Source organism: Aeromonas sp. R1-2 (assembly GCF_040908505.1).
Taxonomy (GTDB): Bacteria; Pseudomonadota; Gammaproteobacteria; order Enterobacterales; family Aeromonadaceae; genus Aeromonas; species Aeromonas veronii.
Window position 1 is genome coordinate 1 of the sequence record NZ_JBFODU010000056.1, and the last position, 17,818, is coordinate 17,818.

A 17,818-nucleotide genomic window follows, 5' to 3' on the forward strand; every position below is an offset into this window, starting at 1 on the left:
TGGTGGTCGTTACTGGGATCGAACCAGTGACCCCCTCCTTGTAAGGGAGGTGCTCTCCCAGCTGAGCTAAACGACCTGGGATTCTGAAATGATGGTGGGTCGTGCTGGATTCGAACCAGCGACCAATTGATTAAAAGTCAACTGCTCTACCGACTGAGCTAACGACCCATCTAAATCATTTTTTCTACAAACTGGTGGTCGTTACTGGGATCGAACCAGTGACCCCCTCCTTGTAAGGGAGGTGCTCTCCCAGCTGAGCTAAACGACCTGGGAATTCTGTCTCCACCGATTGGAGAAAATGGTGGGTCGTGCTGGATTCGAACCAGCGACCAATTGATTAAAAGTCAACTGCTCTACCGACTGAGCTAACGACCCTCACCACGACCAGTTCCGACTGCATTACTGCTTCGGCTCTGACGGCGGCCTATATTACGGATTTAAATTTCCGGTGCAACAGAAAATTCGTAATTTAAATCCGTTTGCTCACTGTGCGTACAAATGCAGGCTGTTTTTACAGTAGCGTTACGAAAACAGTGACATACAGCAATGTTACAGCTTGGCCTGGCTCTGCTCGGCAAGCTTGGCTGACGTTGTGCCAGGATAGCCCTTGATCACCTGCTCATAGAAGGATTTGGCTTCCGCCTTCTTGCCATCCAGCTGCGCCAGCATACCCAGCTTCAGCAGCGCATCGGCTCGCTTGGGGGATTTGCTGTATTTGTTGGCCACGGTCGAAAACTGGGCCGAGGCACCGGCTCTGTCACCCTTGTTGAACAGCAACTGGCCGAGCCAGTAGTGTGCATTGGGAACATAGCCCGAATTGGGGTACTGCTTGATGAAGCCTTGGAAAGCCGGAATGGCTTTGTCGTAGTTCTTCTCTTTGAGCACCATGTTCACGGCAGCGTCGTAGGCCTGATTCTCATCCTGATTGGTTGAGTAATTGGCGGCAGCAGCCGGTGTGGCAGCAGCAGGGGCAGGGGCGGCTGGAGCAGCTTGCTGGCTGCTGGCAACCTTGTCGAGCTCCTGATAGAGCTGACGCTGGCGCTCTTGCGACTGTTCCATCTGGTAGGTCTGCTGCTCCAGCTGACCACGCAGCTCGGAGACCTCCCCTTGCAGGGAGTCGACCTGTTGCTGCAATTCAGCTTGCAGTCGCAGACGGGCATTGAGGGTGCGCTCCAGCAGGGCAACCCGATCTTCCAGGCTACCGGTGGGCACGATGGCACCGTTGTTGCCACTAAGGACAACGCCACCACCCGAGTCACCGCCCAGATCGCTGACAGGAGCCGCAGCTTGCGCATTCAGAGCAACCATTACGGCCAGCGCAACGACAGCTTGCTTGTACACAGATTTCATTCGGATCAAACCTTAGCGTTTAGTACAGATAAAACGGCCAGCGCCATCGTCGCTCGCATATGCAGATTTCATTCGGATCAAACCTTGGCGTTTAGTGCAAATAAAACGGCCATCGAAATGGCCGCTTGCATATAAACGAACTTCGTTCGGTTTAAACCTTAGTAAACCAGAACCGCGCGGCGGTTTTTGGCAAAGGCATCCTCGGTGTGAGACATGTCCAGCGGCTTCTCTTCGCCATAGCTGACGATGGAGAGCTGCTCGGCCTGCACACCCAGGGTTTGCAGATACTTAGCAACAGCCTTGGCACGACGCTCGCCCAGGGCGATGTTGTACTCGGGAGTACCGCGCTCATCGGCGTGACCTTCGATCAGGACTTTCACGCTCGGGCGCTCGCGCAGGTAGCTGGCGTGGGCATCCAGCAGATCAGCGTACTGACCCTGGATATCGTAACCGTCGAACGGGAAGTAGATCACGTTGTCACGTTGCAGTGCTTCGAACTTCTGACGCATCTGCTCTTCCGGGGACAACATGCCGTTGGCGCCGCCGGTTTGTACACCGCCCATGCCGTCGGTCATACCTGATTCAGCGCCAGCGGCGTCGGAATCAGAAGAAGAACTACAAGCGGCCAGGGTGAACAGTGGCAGTGCGATGGCCAAACCCTTGAGCAGTTTATTGAGTTGCATGCTATTTCCTTAAACCTTTATAACAAAACAAAAAACAATTGGATTTTATCAATTCAAGAAGGGCGACCAAGCTGGTGCACGAATTTCACCGCTACTGGTCGGAAGCACAGCCTTGAAGCGACCATCAGTCGACACCAACGCGAGACTCTTACGACCCTGATAGATGGTGGCATAAATGATCATGCTGCCATTGGGAGCCACACTTGGCGACTCATCCAGAGCGCTCTGGGTAAGGACCAACAGGGCATTGTTTTCCATGTCCTGACGGGCAATACGATACTGTCCCTGAACACGGGTCACCATCACCATGATTTTGCCATCAGGAGTAATGGATGCACCCTGGTTGGATTCACCTTCCCAAGTCATCCGGCGAGTCATACCAGTCGCCAAATTTACGCTATAAATCTGGGGTTTGCCACCACGTTCAGAGGTGAACAACAAATTTTGCCCATCCGGCATCCAGGAGGGTTCGGTGTCGATCACACGGCTGGTTGTAACCCGGGTCAGCTGCTTGCTAGCGACATCAACCACATAGAGGTTCGGTGAACCATCTTTGGAGAGAACGATAGCCAGACGACGACCATCCGGAGACCACTCCGGCGCCCCGTTGATACCGCGGAAACTGGTGATCAGGCTGCGCTGCTGGGTGTAGATATCCTGCACGTAGATTTCGGACTTCTGGTTCTCGAAGCTCACGTAAGCCAGCTTGCTGCCATCCGGCGACCAGGCCGGAGACATCAACGGCTCGCGGGAGCGCAGCAGGGTCTTCTCGTTGTAACCGTCGTAGTCAGAAATACGCAGCTGGTACGGGAACTGGGTACCCTGCTGTACGGAGACGTAAGCCAGACGGGTCAGGAAGGCACCGCGCTCGCCAGTCAAACGCTCATAGACGATGTCGGAGATACGGTGGGCAAACTGGCGCATCTGGGCACCCGGGATGGTCGCCATACGGCTATCCAGGATGTAACCGTTGCTCTCGCCACCTTGTGCCTTGGCCAGCTGGCCTTTCAGCACATCGACCAGCTCGAAGTTGACCTTGTAGGTGCCGTCACCGACTGCCGAAATGGAACCCACCACCACGGCTTCAACCCCTTGGGAGGCCCAGGGCGCGAAGTTGATCTCGCTGCTGCTGCTCGGGGTCTGCGGCATCTGGCCACGGGCCAGCGGCTTGAACTTGCCGCTGCGCATCAGGTCGTTGGAGACCACTTCCGCGATGTCCTGTGGCAACTGCCCGTTACCTTCCCACTTGAAGGGGGCGACGGCGATGGGGCGTGCGCTATCAATACCGCCGGTGATGACGATGTCCAGGGCCGCCTGGGCACTCTGGCCCAGCAACAAACAGCCAACCAAAGCAAAAAATACTTTTCTGATCATGGCTTAAATACTCGGTTCCAATATAGATGAGAGGTTAAATTCCTTTCTCGGCGAGAGGTTGCCAACCGGAGGCAAGCAACCTCGTTTTATCACGCTTAGATACTCGGTTCTAACTTCAGGTTAAATTCCTTCAACATCTCGAATGCCGCAGGATCCTTGGGCACAGGCAGTTGATTGGCTTTCAGAACAGCCGCCTTACCGGAACGACAGACCGCCGGGTCACCCTGGCCGTTATCTACCGATATGACAAAGCCACTGCTCGCAAGACGTACGCCGATAGTACATGTTTTGCCCCGCATGGTGGGATCCAAAATCATATACCGCTCAACAGTGGCCTTGATGAGCGCCGCATATTTGTCGACTTCGCCCTGGGCTGCTGCCGATGCCGCCTGACTGCGGGCATTGGCCTCAGCCGACAGCTGCTGCTGCATCATCTCTTCCATCTCTTTTTGCAGCTTGGCCTGCTCGGCTGCTTTACGCTTGCGCTCAGCCGCGATCTTGGCCTGCTTTTCGGCCTCTGCCTTGGCTTTCTTCTCTGCGTCAGCTTTTGCCTTTTTCTCAGCCTCTTCCTTGGCCTTCTTCTCGGCCTCGGCTTTGGCTTTTTTCTCTGCTTCTGCCTTGGCTTTCTTCTCGGCTTCAGCTTTGGCCTTCTTGTCAGCTTCCGCTTTCTTGGCCTTGGCTTCTGCCGCCTTTGCCTTCTCTTCGGCCTCTTTCTTCTCTTGTTCCTTTTTCTTCTTCAGCGCCAACGCCTTGCTTTCGGCTTCCGCCGCTTTACGCTCGGCTTCGGCCTTCTTGGCCTTCTGCTCTTCCAGCTTGCGGGCTTCCTCGGCTTTTTGGGCCTTCTCTTCCGCCTGCTTCTGCTCGGCAACCTTCTTCTGCTTCTCGGCCTCGGCCTTGCGAGTCGCCTCTTCGGCCTGCTTGCGCTTGGTCTCGGCTATGCGAAGCTGCTCCTGTTTCTGAGCCAGCTCGCGCTTGGCGAGATCCGTGTCTTCCTTATCCTTCTCTTTCTCTACCTTTTGAGGCTTGGGCTGAGCTTTCTGCTGCTGGATCTGCTTGGCCTGTTCGTTGAGGAAGTTCTCATCGAGCATGACGGCATTGACGATCTGCCCCTTCGATTCGGGTCGCTTCGGTTTGCTGAAATCGAGCCCGACAAACAGGATGATGCCGATGATCAGGTGCAGCAGAAACGACGCGATGAGATAACCGGAAATACCACGCTTCACATCCATCTCCGTTAGTTCACCGGATCTGTCATCAGGCCAACCTGAGGCACACCCGCATTCTTGAGGGCCACCATCAACAGGATCACCTCTTCGTAGCGCACGGCCTTGTCACCCGCGACCACCACGGGGGCATTCTGGTTGATCGCCAGATAGCCCATGGCTTTTTCGGTGATGTATTGCTGCATCGCCTCTGGCGTGCCGCTTGGCACCGGCTCGTCATCGGCTTCACCAGCCTTGATGACATACTCGCCTTCGGTATTGACGCTGACGATGAAGGGCGGCTTGGCATCTTCCGGCAACTGCTCGGACTCAGCCTGTGGCAGATCCACCTTGACCCCTTGCGTGATCACCGGCGTGACCGCCATAAAGATGATAAGCAGCACCAGCATGACGTCGATATAGGGAACCACGTTGATCTCGGCCACCTTCTTGCGCCGGATCCGCTGATAGGTTTGCATTACTGATCACCCTGCTGCTGTGCAATTTGACGGTTCAGAATGGTAGTGAACTCGTCCATGAAGTTGGCGTAGGCGTTCTCCAGCCGCTCGACCTTGTTGGAGAAGCGGTTGTAGAAGATAACCGCCGGGATAGCGGCAAACAGACCCATGGCGGTAGCGATCAGCGCTTCCGCGATACCCGGTGCCACCATCTGCAAGGTAGCCTGCTGCACCTGACCCAGGGCGATAAAGGCGTTCATGATCCCCCATACGGTACCAAACAGACCGATATAGGGGCTGATGGAGCCGATGGTCGCCAGCACCGGCAGGTTGGATTCGAGATCGTCCACCGCGCGGGAGAGGGAGACGCGCATGGCGCGGTAGGTACCATCCATCACCGCATCCTGACCACGGGCACCGGCCTTGAGCAAGCGGGCATACTCCTTGAAGCCGGAGTAGAAGATATCTTCCATGCCTTCGATATCATCGCGGCGGGAAGAGGACTCCTGATAGAGGCGATTGAGATCGACCCCTGACCAGAAGCGATCTTCAAACTGTTCCGATGCGAGATTGGCCGCCTTGATCGCCTTTGAACGCTGGATAATCAGCGCCCACGAGACAATAGACATGCTCATCAGGGTCATCATGACCAGTTTTACCAACAGGCTGGCTTGCCAAAACAGGCCAATAAACGAAATTTCAGCGTGCACTTAACAGCACTCCCTTGATTTTTTCAGGTATAGCTACAGGTTTCATTTGCGGATGACTGACACAGGCTATCTGTACCATGGCCTGGGTGATCAGTCGTCCATCAGCCGCCAGGATCTGCTGCGAAAAGCGCAGGGATGCGCGTTTCACTTCAATCACTTGCGTTAATACATTCAATAGTTCATTAAAACGGGCCGCCGAGCGGAAATCGATCTCAGTTCGGCTCACCACGAAGGCATATCCCTCCTGCAGCCAGACGTCCTGTTCGACCCCTTTGGCACGAAGAAACTCGGTGCGAGCACGTTCCATAAACTTGAGATAATTGGCGTTGTAGACGATGCCCCCGGCGTCGGTGTCTTCGTAGTAGACACGCACCGGAAACTCAAAGACTTCCCCCATAACAATCTGTGATCCATTCGACAGTCAGATGGGGGGCTATCATAGCGCAGGGCTGAATAGGAAAGAAGCAGGGGGAGACAGGGAAATCCTGCCTCCCCCCGTTTTTTATGAAAGGAAATATGAATGTGTCAGCCAGAGGCCATACAACAAACTGGGCCAGGCGAGCCAGGGGTTGAAGAGCACACGTCCGGGCAGACTTTTCAGATGAAAGCCAAGCCCGTTAAGTACGCCACAACAGACGGCCCACATCAGCCAGGGAGCAAGCCAGAGACCATGCTCGCTGGTATTGGCCGCGATCAGATTGGGGGCCTGTAAAATAGCGACGGCCAACAAGGCCGCCGCGAGTAACATCAACCCCTGCCACGGCTGCCGCTCCAGTGGAGCGGCCAGCCTGGCGAGTCGGTCACTTGTTTTCATCGATCTGACGATCCATGTTCTCGGTGTGTTCCAGCCACAGCGCATTGATGATGCCAAATGCACAGGCCAGCAACAGCCCCAGGATCCAGGTGAAATACCACATTGTCAGCGCACCTCTTAATAGAGAGATTGTTGGTTATCTTCGATGTGCTTGTTGGTTACCCGGCCAAACATCTTGATGTAAGTCCAGATGGTGTAACCCAGCACAATCGGTACGAAGATCGCTGCAGCCACAGTCATCACCTGCAAGGTGTTGAAAGAGGCGGTAGCATCCCACATGGTCAGGCTCAGTGACGGCTCAAGGCTTGAGGGCATCACGAACGGGAACATGGAGAAACCGGCAGTGAGGATGACCCCGGCAATCGCCAGCGAGGAGCTGGTAAACGCCAGCCAGCCGATGTTCATGCGGGCAAACAGCGCAGTCAGCAGGCTCATGGCCAGACCCAGTACAGGAGCAGCCACCATCCACGGATAGAGGGTGTAGTTGTTCATCCAGGCACCAGCCTGCAGCACAACTTCCTTGTTCATCGGGTTGGATACCGCGTCAGTCGCAGCAGCCTTGACGATGACATACCCTTCCATACCGCTTACCCACCAACCCGCGGCAGCAAACAGCACCAGAGTCAGCAGTGAGCAGATCATGGCGGCAGTGCGGGAACGTGCCAGCACTTCACCGTCGGTCTTCATCATCAACCAGGTTGCGCCCTGGGTGAGCAGCATGAACAGGCTCACCAGACCAGCCAGAATGCCGAACGGGTTAAGCAGACCAAAGAAGTTGCCGTGATAGGTCAACATCATGAACTGGTTAAACTCGAACGGAACGCCTTGCAGCAGGTTGCCAAAGGCCACGCCAAAGACGATGGGCGGTACGGCGCTACCGGCGAACAAGGCCCAGTCCCAGTTGCTGCGCCATTTGGCATCAGCACGCAGGGAGCGGTACTTGAAACCGACCGGACGCAGGAACAGCGCCATCAAGGTCAGGATCATGGCGATGTAGAAGCCGGAGAAGGTCGCGGCATACACCATCGGCCAGGCGGCGAACAAGGCACCACCGGCAGTGACCAGCCAAACCTGGTTACCTTCCCAGTGCGGCCCCATGGTGTTGAGCATCACGCGGCGCTCGACATCTTTCTTGCCGACGAACGGGAGCAGTGCGCCTACCCCCATGTCGAAGCCGTCAGTGATGGCAAAACCGATCAGCAGCACGCCGACCAGAGCCCACCAGATGACACGCAGAGTTTCGTAATCAAACATGGTCGCTCTCCTTATGCCTTGATCTGTTCAAAGTGATACTTGCCAGTCTTCAGGCTGCTGGGGCCAAGACGGGCATACTTGAACATCAGGTACATCTCGATAACCAGAAGTACGGTATAGAACAGGCAGATACCGATCAGAGAGAACCAGATCTCGGCTGCAGGCAAATTGGATGCAGAGAGGGAAGTCGGCAACACCTCTGCAATGGTCCACGGTTGGCGACCATATTCAGCCACAAACCAGCCAGCTTCGATAGCGATCCACGGCAGCGGGATACCCCACAGCAGACCCTTGAGCAGCCACTTGCGCTTGCCGATCTGGTGACGGGCACTGTCATAGAAGGCCATACCAATCAACACCAGCATCAGCATGCCGACGGCAACCATGATGCGGAAGGCGAAGAACAGCGGCAGTACCTGCGGGATGGAGTCATCCACGGCGGCCTTAATCTGCTCGTCGGTAGCATCGGTCACGTTGCTGGTGTAGCGCTTGAGCAGCAGACCGTAGCCCAGATCCTGCTTCACTTCGTCGAAGCGAGCGCGGGTCTCGTCAGACTTGTCACCGGATTGCAGCTTGGTCAGCAGGTCGTAAGCGGTCATACCGTTACGAACGCGCAGTTCGTGCTCGCTCTTCAGATCCTTCAGACCGGTGACCTGACCGTCCAGAGAACGGGTCGCGATAATGCCCAGCGCATAGGGGATCTTGATGGCGTAGTCGGTGCGCATCTCTTCCTGATTCGGAATACCGAACAGGGTAAAGGCAGCCGGAGCAGGTTCAGTCTCCCACTCAGCTTCGATAGCGGCCAGTTTCACCTTCTGCACTTCACCTGTCTCGTAACCGGATTCATCACCGAGGATCAGCACGGACACGATGGAAGCCATACCGAACGCAGCGGCAATGGCGAAGGAGCGACGGGCAAACGCCACATCACGATTCTTCAGCAGGTAGTAGGAGGAGATACCCAGCACAAACATGGCGCCACAGGTATAACCAGCCGCCACAGTGTGGACGAACTTGACCTGAGCAACCGGGTTGAGCACCACGTCAGCGAAGCTCATCATCTCCATCCGCATGGATTCGAAGTTGAACTCGGCACCGACCGGGTTCTGCATCCAGCCGTTGGCGACCAGGATCCAGAGGGCGGAGAGGTTGGTACCCAGCGCCATCAACCAGGTGGCAGCCAGATGCTGATGCTTGCTCAGACGATCCCAACCAAAGAAGAACATACCGACGAAGGTGGACTCCAAGAAGAAGGCCATCAGCCCTTCGATAGCCAGCGGGGCCCCGAAGATATCGCCGACATAATGGGAGTAGTAAGCCCAGTTCGTCCCGAACTGGAACTCCATGGCCAGACCTGTGGTGACCCCCAAGGCAAAGTTGATACCAAACAACTTACCCCAGAATTTGGTCATGTCCCGGTAGATGGTGTTGTTGGTCATCACATAGACGGATTCCATGATCGCCAGGAGAAAGGCCATTCCCAGCGTCAGGGGTACAAACAAAAAGTGATAAAGGGCCGTCGCAGCGAACTGGAACCGCGATAGGTCTACCACATGCTCAGCAATCATGATGTTTCCTCACCGATTATTGGCACGGCTATTTTAAGTTTTAAGCACAAAGCTTCCGTTGGAGGTTATCGAATGAGCCTTATTGGGACGTGTCACAACAAAACGCGTTCAGTAACCACTAGCATTAACAACAAGGCAATACAAGAACACAAATAAAGCTAATGTTTAACAATTCCAAAACAATCAGCCTAAATTTATTCTCGCCCATGATGACCGGGTTTTTATATCACCTTTATTTGATTGAAATCAATGTAAAAGGACCCGCCATACATGGCTTTGAAAGGCATTTTTAATCTATTTCACGATTATTGACGCGAGCCAGATCACAAAACACGATAAAGCGTAAAACATTGATTTAAATCAATTTAAGAATTTAACATCCCGCCACTCGGTTTAATTTGAAAAGCGTGAATGACGCGCCTTTTTCCATGTTATCCGAGTCAGGCAATCTGATTCGAAAACTCAATTTAAAATTGCAAAGAATGCATACTCATGCGAACCAATTTCATCAATAAAGGCATTAGATAAACTAATTTGAAGAGTGCAATTTTTCTTGTTTGCCGGGGTCGATTCGAACTCCTACAATGCGCCTCGCAGTGAGGGCATACCCTTGGATACAGGCCGGTTAATCCGGGTTCACGGTACGTATTCGACGATCAATTTGAACCTGTCTATTGGAATCGAAGATGAAAAAGTTTGTTGCTAAAACCATCCGTTACTACAAGCTTTCCTTTGTTCAGCTCTATCAACTGAACCGACTCTGAGAGCTCGCGACGGCTCACCTGTTTATTTTCCGGTCTGTGTCCAGACGCACTCACTGTCTGTGAACATCCATCCTGAATTGTCTTTGCCCACCGCATCCGCCGTGGGCTTTTTTTTGCCCGGATAATAAAAAACCGCCTTTGACGGCGGTTTCATGTTCAAACGACTGTTTTTACTTCTCATCTGGTCGCTGAAGACCGAAATGAGCGTAGGCTCGTGTGGTCGCAATCCGTCCTCTGGGTGTACGTTGCAGATACCCTTGCTGGATCAGATAAGGCTCCAACACATCTTCGATAGTATCTTTCTCTTCCCCGATCGCGGCGGCCAGATTATCGAGACCCACCGGGCCCCCCATAAACTTGTCTATCACAGCCAACAATAACTTGCGGTCCATGAAGTCAAAACCTTCGTTATCGACATCCAGCATGTCCATGGCGCGAGCAGCAATGGGGCCGTCGATCCGGCCATCGGATTTCACCTGGGCAAAGTCGCGCACCCGCCTTAACAAACGGTTAGCAATCCGCGGCGTGCCGCGAGAGCGACGGGCGACCTCAATGGCACCATCTTCCGTCATGTCTAGCCCCAGACAACGGGCACTGCGGGAGACGATATCGGTCAGGTCCTTGACGTTGTAGAACTCCAGCCGCTGGACGATACCGAAGCGATCCCGCAGCGGGCTGGTGAGTGAACCTGCCCGGGTGGTGGCGCCAATCAGGGTGAAGGGAGGCAGATCCAGCTTGATGGAGCGAGCCGCTGGTCCCTCCCCGATCATGATATCGAGCTGGTAATCCTCCATCGCCGGATAGAGCACCTCCTCCACCACCGGGCTGAGGCGATGGATTTCATCGATGAACAGCACATCGTTCGGTTCGAGGTTGGTGAGCAGCGCGGCCAGATCCCCCGCTTTCTCCAGTACCGGGCCGGAGGTGGTCTTGATATTGACCCCCATCTCGTTGGCGACGATGTTGGCGAGGGTAGTCTTGCCCAGACCCGGCGGGCCGAAGATCAGCAGGTGATCGAGCGCTTCACCCCGCTGACGGGCCGCTTCGATAAAGATCTCCATCTGCTCGCAGACGGTATCCTGACCGGTGTAATCAGCCAGCTTCTTGGGGCGGATAGCCCGGTCAATAATGTCATCCTCACGGGCGGCACTGGCCGAAATGAGGCGATCTGCTTCAATCATCAACTACCTCATACCAGGCTACGCAGGGATTCACGGATGATATCTTCCACCGACATCCCCTCTTTGGCGATCTTGCTGACAATCTGACTCGCCTGCTGCGGCTTGTAACCGAGGGCCACCAGCGCACTGGCCGCCTCCTCAGTCACATCCGGTGCCCGCAATTCGGGCTCACTGGCTGGCAGGGTGACCATGGCAGGGGAGAAGAGGTCGTGACTGACCCACCCCTTGAGGCGATCCTTCATCTCCACCACCAGACGCTCGGCGGTCTTCTTGCCGACTCCCGGCAGTTTGACCAAAGAGCTTATCTCTTCACGTTCGACACTCAGCACAAACTGGGTAGCTGTCATGCCGGAGAGAATAGCCAGCGCCAGCTTGGGGCCGACTCCGTTGGTCTTGATCAGCTCGCGGAACAGTGCCCGCTCCTGTTTGTGGTTGAAACCATAGAGCAACTGGGCATCTTCCCGCACCACGAAGTGAGTATGGATGGTCGCTTCCTTGCCGATCTCCGGCAAATCATAGAAGCAGCTCATCGGCATCTGCACCTCATAGCCAACCCCGCCCACTTCCAGCAGGACCTCGGGGGGCTGCTTTTCAATGACAATGCCTCTCAAGCGACCAATCACGGCTCTCTCCTCACCAATACAACTATTCGTAAATTGGCTCATAGCATAAAGAATAACTGGATAAGTATCCAGCATAGGGCAGCAACACCCTTGTGGTCAGAGAGGCTTTTTATCCAATTTTCCACCATGCTTGATCGGGTGCAGCCAGTGCACGGGATGTTTCAGCGCCGCACCGGCCCCCGAGCGGGGGATAAACCACTACACTAAACCCGTTCGGAACCGAAACTGGTGCCAATGTCGATACCAAGGAAGGCCATCACATGAAAATTGTTACCACCTCCAATCTGGGTCTTGCCATATTGCTCGGCTGTACGCTGGGCATGGGGGTCGTTGGCTGGTATGGCAGCCAGCGGCTAGCCAATCTGCTCTCCTATGTCCTGGGCGCCGCCTGGCAGACCGCCGACGGTGCCATGGAGGGCTCCATAGAGCTGGGCAACCAACAGCTACAGATTCAGAAGATGCAAAACGGAACCCCGCTCAATCGCGCCGAACTCGATGCAGCCAAGGCGGCGACCGATGACGCGCTGGCCCGGGTCAGCCAGGGGCAGCTCATTGATGGTGCGGCCCTTGCCACCATGGAACAGCACAAGCAGGACTATCAACAGCAACAAGAGAAGCTGCTGGCGCTCTATCACGCCTATACCGAGGTGGATAAGGCCCTGCATCACAACGCCGATCTGATGGCCCGCCTCTCAACCCAGCTGGAGGTGATTGGCGATGGCGCGGTCGAGGCGCTGACCCAATCCCCCGACCAGACCATTAGCTGGAACAGCGGCCTCTCCACCCGCTGGGAAGCGGCCGATGGGGGGATGGAGTCCAACATAGGCTTTTTGCGCCAGCTCTATGCGCTGGAGAAGATGCGCAGACAAGGAGTCACAGAGGCGATCAAGGCCGAGCTGAAAGAGGCGACCGATTTCTACCACGAAGCGGTCGACAGCATGCTCGGCACCGGGCTGTTCGATATCGAGGGAACCGGGGAATTTGCCGGCAAGACACTGTCGGCAGAGTATCGCGCCCTGTTGGCCCGGCATCAGCAACTGATGGGACAGTGGGTCGATGCGCTCGGCAGCTATCAGGCCCAGCAGTCCGTCTATGAGGTCAGTGCCGATGAGCTGCGACAACAGCTGGTTGCCATCGAGGAGAGCGGCGATGCCACCGTCGAGGATCAGGTGGCCCAGCTCAACGGCATCATCAGCCAGACCCGAACCCTGCTGCTGGGTGGCCTGCTGCTGAGCCTGATCATGGTCACCCTCTGCGGCTTCTGGCTGACCCGCAAACTGGTAACCCCGCTGCTGCAAGTGGACAAACGAATGCAGGATATCGCCGCCGGCGAGGGAGATCTCAACGCCCGCATCAACCTGCAACGGGATGACGAGATAGGCTCGCTGGCAAACAGCGTGGATCGTTTCATCGAGAAACTGCAGAAGATGATCAGCTCCACCATGGACAACAACCAACACATCAGCGAGCACGTTCACACCTCGGTCAATCGGGTGGAGGCAATCAGCCAAAGCAGCCGCCAGACCGCCGAACATGCGCTGGCCCTGCACCACGACAGTGAACAGATGGTGCAAGTCGCCACCGGTATCTCGGACAACTGCAGCATGGCGGCCCACAATGCCAATGAGGTGCGCCAGCTGACCACCGAGAGCAGCCAGTATGTCGCCTCCGCCAGCGCGGGCATGCAACGGGTGGTACAAGAGGTGAGCGAGTGTGCCATCGCCATCAACTCCCTCAAGGAGCAGGCAGGTCAGATTGGCCAGATTATTTCCACCATCAGCGGTATCTCGGAGCAGACCAACCTGCTGGCCCTCAATGCGGCCATCGAAGCGGCCCGCGCGGGGGAGATGGGGCGTGGCTTTGCGGTGGTCGCGGACGAGGTACGCACCCTGGCCAATCGCACCGCGACATCAAGCGCCGAGATCAGCCAGGTGATCAGCAGCATCCAGCAGCAGACCGAGACCGCCTACCTGATGATGCAGCGCAACCTCAAGACGGTAGAGTCCGGCATGCAGGACTCCGAGAACACCAAGCAGATCCTGTTCAAGGTGGAAGGCGCCATCGACCAACTGGCCGACATGGTACAGCAGGTGGCGGTGGCTACCGGGCAACTGTCACACACCCTGAGCCACTCCTCTGACAAGGTCTCCGGCATCAGTCTGCAAGCCAGAACCGGCGAACAGGAGGCACAGGAGTGCCTGCAACTCGCCTCCTCGCTCCATCAGGCCAGCCTACTGCAGCAGCGCCTGCTCTCCCAGTTCAGAGTCTGATCCCCTCCAATAGCAAAGATGCCACTCATATGAGTGGCATCTTTTTGTTACCGGTCGCTCATTCCTGCCGCCTTAACTTCCTCAACGTCCTATGGCCAGTTGAACAGCCAGGCTCAGCATGATGATGCCAACCAGCAGATCGATCCCCTGCTGCACCCGGCTGCGGGCCAGCCAGGGCGCTAGTGCCGCAGCACCCAGCGCCAGCGAGTAGAACCACACCAACGAGGCCAGCATGGCCCCCGCAGCAAAGGCCGGACGCAGGGACTCGCTCACCTGACTGCCAAGGGAGCCGAGCAGCATCAATGTATCGAGATAGACGTGAGGATTGAGCAGCGTAACTCCCAGCGTCATCGCCAGCACGCTTTTGGCCCCCATCTGCTGAGCTGAATCGGCAAGCCCCTCCCCCTTGCCACGCCAGGCACTGAGCAGGGAACGGCCACCAAACCAGCCGAGAAACAGCACGCCTCCCCAGGTGAGCAGCGCCATGCCGAGGGGGCTGGCGGCCAGCAGATTGGCTCCGCCAAATACGCCGATAGCAATCAGGGTGAGATCGCAGAAACTGCAGAGCGTGGCCGTCAGCAGATGGTGATTGCGATGGATGCCCCGACTCAGCACAAAGGCATTCTGGGCGCCGATGGGGATGATCATGGCCAGACCGATGGTGAAGCCCTGTAGTGTTGTTGCGAGCATTATGGAGAGCACCGTTCGAAATGATGAATGAGCGGCACTATAGCGATGGAGGTTCCTTCTTAGAAATTCATTGATTTACTGATTGATTCATTCTGCTAATCACCCGGAGTCACCAAAAGCCCCATCCGAAACCAACAGTCAATAGCAGGATCTGACAATTGAGTCCCCCTGCTTCTGCCCCGAGAATCAACAGGTTCTATTGCATCAGTTTAGGGAAGTTGGTGACAACAACCTGTTCAAGATTCGGCAGCAAAATGCCACTGCTAATCCCCTTGGCAATGGCTTGATAGCGATTCATTGATCCGGTTTTGCGAGTGACCTGATTGAGGTGGTAATTCACCGTACGCTCGGTGATCCCCAAAATGCAGGCGATCTCCCCCGATGTTTTCCCCTCACTGGCCCAGAACAGGCATTCGGTCTCACGATCCGTCAGCGCGGCTTGTTGATCCGAATCCCTCAGGCGCACAACCCTGATCGCAGCCTCGAAGATGTAATTGGCCATCCAGGAGAGGATTGGCGAGGACTCCAGCAACAGATCGCTAGAAGCCCGCTCGGACGTGATAAAGGAGAGGATTCCGTTCTCCCCGGCTGCGCCGTGCAGAGGGAAGGAGATGCCATTGCGCAATCCGAACTCGGCGGCCAGTCCCATCACGTCCATGCTTCCCTCTTGCAGAAAGCGAGCCCGCTCATCGAGGCGGTTCCAGTAGATGGGCAGCGTCTGCTTGCGTGCCAACTGAATCACAGGGTCGCACGCCAGCATGTTGTTATCGGTATAGGTCTGTACCCAGGAGATAGGGCACTGATTAAACAGTACCACTTTGGGTCTTTGCATCGACATCGGAATGATCAGGGTAAAGCCGTAATAGTCATAACCCATATCGACCGTAAAGCGACCGATCAATCCGGCAAGACGGTCACCATCCGTCACCGAAGTGAAATGTTCCAGATACTCAAACAGTTGCTCTTGTTTCATATGCTAGCCCCCCTGGCCAAGCTTCTGATTATAACGGCGAACAGGCAGAGAGAGAGTTCATAATGTTGGTTTTCAAAGGAAAATTGAGAGATCACCCACGAAACGCCGTAGAGAACGAACTCTATCAATTTCGAAATCGCGTCTTTTCCGACCGGCTAGGCTGGGACGTCGAGTCTTACCACGGTTTGGAACGCGACCGCTTTGACACGCCAGACACCCATTGGGTACTGGTCGAAGATGAACAAGGAGTCTGCGCCTGTATCCGTCTGCTCAGTTGCGCCAGCGCCTATATGTTGCCCAGCATTTTTCCCACCGCCCTTGCCGGTGAAAACGCGCCCCGCACTCCCGAGATCTGGGAACTCACTCGTCTGGCTATCGATGCGACCCGCGCTCCGTGCATGACCAATGGTGTCAGCGAGCTGACCTGCGTACTCCTTCGGGAAGCCTATGCGTTTGCTACAGCCAACGGCATCAAAGAGTTTGTTGGTGTAGCCAGCCTGCCCGCAGAACGCATTTTCCGCCGTCTCGGAATCCCTATGGCTCGTCTGGGCCACCGCCAAGCGGTAGATCTCGGTGCAGTGAAAGGTGTCGGCCTGCGCTTTTATCTGGATGAGCGATTTGCCCTGGCGGTCTCGCAGCCACTTATCGGACACTATCAAACTGCCACTTATCGCTCCCATGAGTTAGCGGCCCAGATATAAAAAATCCCGGGAAAACAGGCCCGGGATAAACGTATCGCTGTATCGCTATGACCCCGCAGGGCTGCCCCCTGCGGTCTCTAGCAGTATGCCTTCCTTACAAGACAGACCACCACTGTCAGATATCACAGCGCAACGCCCCTTCCACCGCCCATTGTTGTCCCCTGCCGAGTGACGTAGAGTCAGCCCTTGGGCAACGGAAGGGAGAGAAGATGAAAGAGCTGGATTACAAACTGCTGCGGGCGCTGGATGCGGTACTGCAGGAGCAGAACTTCGATCGGGCGGCCAAGTCGCTCCATATCACCCAGTCGGCCATCTCCCAGCGGATCAAGCAGTTGGAGCAACAGTTTGCCGAGCCGCTGCTCATTCGCAGCCAGCCGCTGCAGGCCACGCCACTCGGCCAGAAACTGCTGGCCCACTATCGGCAGGTACATCAGCTTGAGCTCGAACTGGCGGGGGAGCTGACCCCCGACCAGCCGCAAGGGCCAATCCGGATCAGCATCGCAGTGAACGCCGACAGCCTGGCCACCTGGTTTTTGCCCGCCATTGCCCCCTTGTTGAAACAGCACCCCATCGAACTCAACCTGCTGGTCGATGACGAGAGCCGCACCCTCGACAAGGTCCGCGAGGGTCAGGCCTTTGGTGCGGTCAGCCTGCATCCCCAACCGCTGGCGGGTTGCTGCGTCGATGAGCTCGGTGAGATGAACTATCTGCTTACCGCCAGCCCCGCCTTCGTTGCCCGCCACTTCCCTCGCGGCCTGACCCGTGAGGCGCTGGCCAAGGCACCGGCGGTGGCGTTCGATCAGCGCGATGACATGCATGTGAGCTTTATGAGAGAACACTTCGGGCTGGAGCCAGGCGGTTACCCCTGCCATACGGTCCACTCGTCAGAGGCCTTCGTCGCCATGGCCGAGCAGGGGTTGGCCTACTGCCTCATTCCCGAATTGCAAATAAGAGGCCAGCTCGCAGGCAGGTCACTGCTCAACCTCAGTCCCGACCACGTTCTGACGGAACGCCTCTACTGGCACCGCTGGGTACTGGAAAAAGGGGTTCACAAGCAGCTATCCCAACGCCTTATCGACCATGCCAGATCGCAGTTGAAACCACGCTGAGCAGGCCATTCACCTTGGCTTTGCAGGGCTAAAAACGTATAGTGCTGGGCGATCCTTCATCAGGTCTCCACCCAGGTTTTCACTTCAGGTTCCT

General features: G+C 56.0%; 18 protein-coding genes and 4 tRNA genes. 3 read left to right on the forward strand and 19 right to left on the reverse strand.

Going from position 1 to position 17,818, the window contains the following annotated elements:
- The 17 genes from AB5Y76_RS19230 to ruvA all read right to left on the reverse strand — a co-directional run bounded on the left by AB5Y76_RS19230 (position 1) and on the right by ruvA (position 11,981).
- Positions 1 to 76: transfer RNA gene (locus AB5Y76_RS19230), tRNA-Val, on the reverse strand.
- A 16-nt stretch (positions 77 to 92) separates the two neighbouring features.
- A tRNA-Lys gene (locus tag AB5Y76_RS19235) sits at positions 93 to 168 on the reverse strand.
- Positions 169 to 192: 24 nt separating this feature from the next.
- Positions 193 to 268, reverse strand: a tRNA-Val gene (locus tag AB5Y76_RS19240).
- Positions 269 to 299: 31 nt separating this feature from the next.
- Positions 300 to 375: transfer RNA gene (locus AB5Y76_RS19245), tRNA-Lys, on the reverse strand.
- 174 nt (positions 376 to 549) lie between these two features.
- Entirely contained in the window at positions 550 to 1,350 is an 801-nt protein-coding gene (gene ybgF / locus AB5Y76_RS19250; RefSeq protein WP_201990065.1) for a tol-pal system protein YbgF, read from the reverse strand.
- Positions 1,351 to 1,508: 158 nt separating this feature from the next.
- Positions 1,509 to 2,033: a peptidoglycan-associated lipoprotein Pal gene (gene pal, locus AB5Y76_RS19255; RefSeq protein WP_005304908.1), complete on the reverse strand. Its 525-nt coding sequence runs from the start codon at positions 2,031 to 2,033 to the stop codon at positions 1,509 to 1,511.
- 48 nt (positions 2,034 to 2,081) lie between these two features.
- The gene (tolB, locus tag AB5Y76_RS19260; RefSeq protein WP_005335728.1) at positions 2,082 to 3,407 is read right to left on the reverse strand and encodes a Tol-Pal system beta propeller repeat protein TolB; all 1,326 of its coding nucleotides are present in this window, start codon (positions 3,405 to 3,407) and stop codon (positions 2,082 to 2,084) included.
- 95 nt (positions 3,408 to 3,502) lie between these two features.
- On the reverse strand, positions 3,503 to 4,636 hold the full coding sequence (gene tolA, locus AB5Y76_RS19265) for a cell envelope integrity protein TolA (protein ID WP_236285418.1): 1,134 nt from the start codon (positions 4,634 to 4,636) through the stop codon (positions 3,503 to 3,505).
- Positions 4,637 to 4,641: 5 nt separating this feature from the next.
- On the reverse strand, positions 4,642 to 5,088 hold the full coding sequence (tolR, locus tag AB5Y76_RS19270; RefSeq protein ID WP_005335733.1) for a protein TolR: 447 nt from the start codon (positions 5,086 to 5,088) through the stop codon (positions 4,642 to 4,644).
- Positions 5,088 to 5,777: a protein TolQ gene (tolQ, locus tag AB5Y76_RS19275; protein ID WP_005335735.1), complete on the reverse strand. Its 690-nt coding sequence runs from the start codon at positions 5,775 to 5,777 to the stop codon at positions 5,088 to 5,090. The genes tolR and tolQ overlap by 1 nt, the downstream gene beginning before the upstream one ends.
- On the reverse strand, positions 5,767 to 6,174 hold the full coding sequence (ybgC, locus tag AB5Y76_RS19280; RefSeq protein ID WP_005335737.1) for a tol-pal system-associated acyl-CoA thioesterase: 408 nt from the start codon (positions 6,172 to 6,174) through the stop codon (positions 5,767 to 5,769). Before ybgC ends, tolQ begins: the two co-directional genes overlap by 11 nt.
- 105 nt (positions 6,175 to 6,279) lie before the next feature.
- Positions 6,280 to 6,591, reverse strand: a complete 312-nt coding sequence (locus tag AB5Y76_RS19285) for a cyd operon YbgE family protein (RefSeq protein ID WP_041202810.1) — start codon at positions 6,589 to 6,591, stop codon at positions 6,280 to 6,282.
- Complete coding sequence (gene cydX, locus AB5Y76_RS19290; RefSeq protein ID WP_005304933.1) at positions 6,578 to 6,694, reverse strand: cytochrome bd-I oxidase subunit CydX; 117 nt, start codon at positions 6,692 to 6,694, stop codon at positions 6,578 to 6,580. The genes AB5Y76_RS19285 and cydX overlap by 14 nt, the downstream gene beginning before the upstream one ends.
- A 14-nt stretch (positions 6,695 to 6,708) precedes the next feature.
- Entirely contained in the window at positions 6,709 to 7,845 is a 1,137-nt protein-coding gene (gene cydB / locus AB5Y76_RS19295; protein ID WP_005335741.1) for a cytochrome d ubiquinol oxidase subunit II, read from the reverse strand.
- Between the two features lie 11 nt (positions 7,846 to 7,856).
- Positions 7,857 to 9,413 (reverse strand): cytochrome ubiquinol oxidase subunit I, encoded by a 1,557-nt coding sequence (locus AB5Y76_RS19300; RefSeq protein WP_005335743.1) that lies wholly within the window; start codon positions 9,411 to 9,413, stop codon positions 7,857 to 7,859.
- A gap of 934 nt (positions 9,414 to 10,347) precedes the next feature.
- Positions 10,348 to 11,358 (reverse strand): Holliday junction branch migration DNA helicase RuvB, encoded by a 1,011-nt coding sequence (gene ruvB / locus AB5Y76_RS19305; protein WP_005335744.1) that lies wholly within the window; start codon positions 11,356 to 11,358, stop codon positions 10,348 to 10,350.
- Between the two features lie 8 nt (positions 11,359 to 11,366).
- Positions 11,367 to 11,981, reverse strand: a complete 615-nt coding sequence (gene ruvA / locus AB5Y76_RS19310; protein WP_005335746.1) for a Holliday junction branch migration protein RuvA — start codon at positions 11,979 to 11,981, stop codon at positions 11,367 to 11,369.
- 260 nt (positions 11,982 to 12,241) lie between these two features.
- Here ruvA and AB5Y76_RS19315 point away from each other — a divergent pair, with 260 nt between their 5' ends.
- The gene (locus AB5Y76_RS19315) at positions 12,242 to 14,251 is read left to right on the forward strand and encodes a methyl-accepting chemotaxis protein (RefSeq protein ID WP_263718313.1); all 2,010 of its coding nucleotides are present in this window, start codon (positions 12,242 to 12,244) and stop codon (positions 14,249 to 14,251) included.
- A gap of 81 nt (positions 14,252 to 14,332) precedes the next feature.
- Here the strand turns inward: AB5Y76_RS19315 and lysE are convergent, their stop codons facing one another.
- Both lysE and AB5Y76_RS19325 read right to left on the reverse strand, forming a co-directional pair.
- Positions 14,333 to 14,941, reverse strand: a complete 609-nt coding sequence (gene lysE, locus AB5Y76_RS19320) for an L-lysine exporter (protein ID WP_263718312.1) — start codon at positions 14,939 to 14,941, stop codon at positions 14,333 to 14,335.
- A 196-nt stretch (positions 14,942 to 15,137) separates the two neighbouring features.
- On the reverse strand, positions 15,138 to 15,914 hold the full coding sequence (locus AB5Y76_RS19325) for a LuxR family transcriptional regulator (protein WP_021231752.1): 777 nt from the start codon (positions 15,912 to 15,914) through the stop codon (positions 15,138 to 15,140).
- A gap of 62 nt (positions 15,915 to 15,976) precedes the next feature.
- Between AB5Y76_RS19325 and AB5Y76_RS19330 the strand changes: the two genes are divergently transcribed.
- Both AB5Y76_RS19330 and AB5Y76_RS19335 read left to right on the forward strand, forming a co-directional pair.
- Positions 15,977 to 16,615 (forward strand): acyl-homoserine-lactone synthase, encoded by a 639-nt coding sequence (locus tag AB5Y76_RS19330; RefSeq protein ID WP_021231751.1) that lies wholly within the window; start codon positions 15,977 to 15,979, stop codon positions 16,613 to 16,615.
- 209 nt (positions 16,616 to 16,824) lie between these two features.
- Positions 16,825 to 17,724, forward strand: a complete 900-nt coding sequence (locus AB5Y76_RS19335) for a LysR family transcriptional regulator ArgP (protein WP_257696943.1) — start codon at positions 16,825 to 16,827, stop codon at positions 17,722 to 17,724.
- Positions 17,725 to 17,818 lie beyond the last annotated feature (94 nt).

Coding starts and splice junctions, on each gene's coding strand:
- ybgF (WP_201990065.1), bottom strand. CDS start 1,350: ATGAAATCTGTGTACAAGCAAGCTGTCGTTGCGCTGGCCGTAATGGTT.
- pal (WP_005304908.1), bottom strand. CDS start 2,033: ATGCAACTCAATAAACTGCTCAAGGGTTTGGCCATCGCACTGCCACTG.
- tolB (WP_005335728.1), bottom strand. CDS start 3,407: ATGATCAGAAAAGTATTTTTTGCTTTGGTTGGCTGTTTGTTGCTGGGC.
- tolA (WP_236285418.1), bottom strand. CDS start 4,636: ATGGATGTGAAGCGTGGTATTTCCGGTTATCTCATCGCGTCGTTTCTG.
- tolR (WP_005335733.1), bottom strand. CDS start 5,088: ATGCAAACCTATCAGCGGATCCGGCGCAAGAAGGTGGCCGAGATCAAC.
- ybgC (WP_005335737.1), bottom strand. CDS start 6,174: ATGGGGGAAGTCTTTGAGTTTCCGGTGCGTGTCTACTACGAAGACACC.
- AB5Y76_RS19285 (WP_041202810.1), bottom strand. CDS start 6,591: ATGAAAACAAGTGACCGACTCGCCAGGCTGGCCGCTCCACTGGAGCGG.
- cydX (WP_005304933.1), bottom strand. CDS start 6,694: ATGTGGTATTTCACCTGGATCCTGGGGCTGTTGCTGGCCTGTGCATTT.
- cydB (WP_005335741.1), bottom strand. CDS start 7,845: ATGTTTGATTACGAAACTCTGCGTGTCATCTGGTGGGCTCTGGTCGGC.
- AB5Y76_RS19300 (WP_005335743.1), bottom strand. CDS start 9,413: ATGATTGCTGAGCATGTGGTAGACCTATCGCGGTTCCAGTTCGCTGCG.
- ruvB (WP_005335744.1), bottom strand. CDS start 11,358: ATGATTGAAGCAGATCGCCTCATTTCGGCCAGTGCCGCCCGTGAGGAT.
- AB5Y76_RS19315 (WP_263718313.1), top strand. CDS start 12,242: ATGAAAATTGTTACCACCTCCAATCTGGGTCTTGCCATATTGCTCGGC.
- lysE (WP_263718312.1), bottom strand. CDS start 14,941: ATGCTCGCAACAACACTACAGGGCTTCACCATCGGTCTGGCCATGATC.
- AB5Y76_RS19325 (WP_021231752.1), bottom strand. CDS start 15,914: ATGAAACAAGAGCAACTGTTTGAGTATCTGGAACATTTCACTTCGGTG.
- AB5Y76_RS19330 (WP_021231751.1), top strand. CDS start 15,977: ATGTTGGTTTTCAAAGGAAAATTGAGAGATCACCCACGAAACGCCGTA.
- AB5Y76_RS19335 (WP_257696943.1), top strand. CDS start 16,825: ATGAAAGAGCTGGATTACAAACTGCTGCGGGCGCTGGATGCGGTACTG.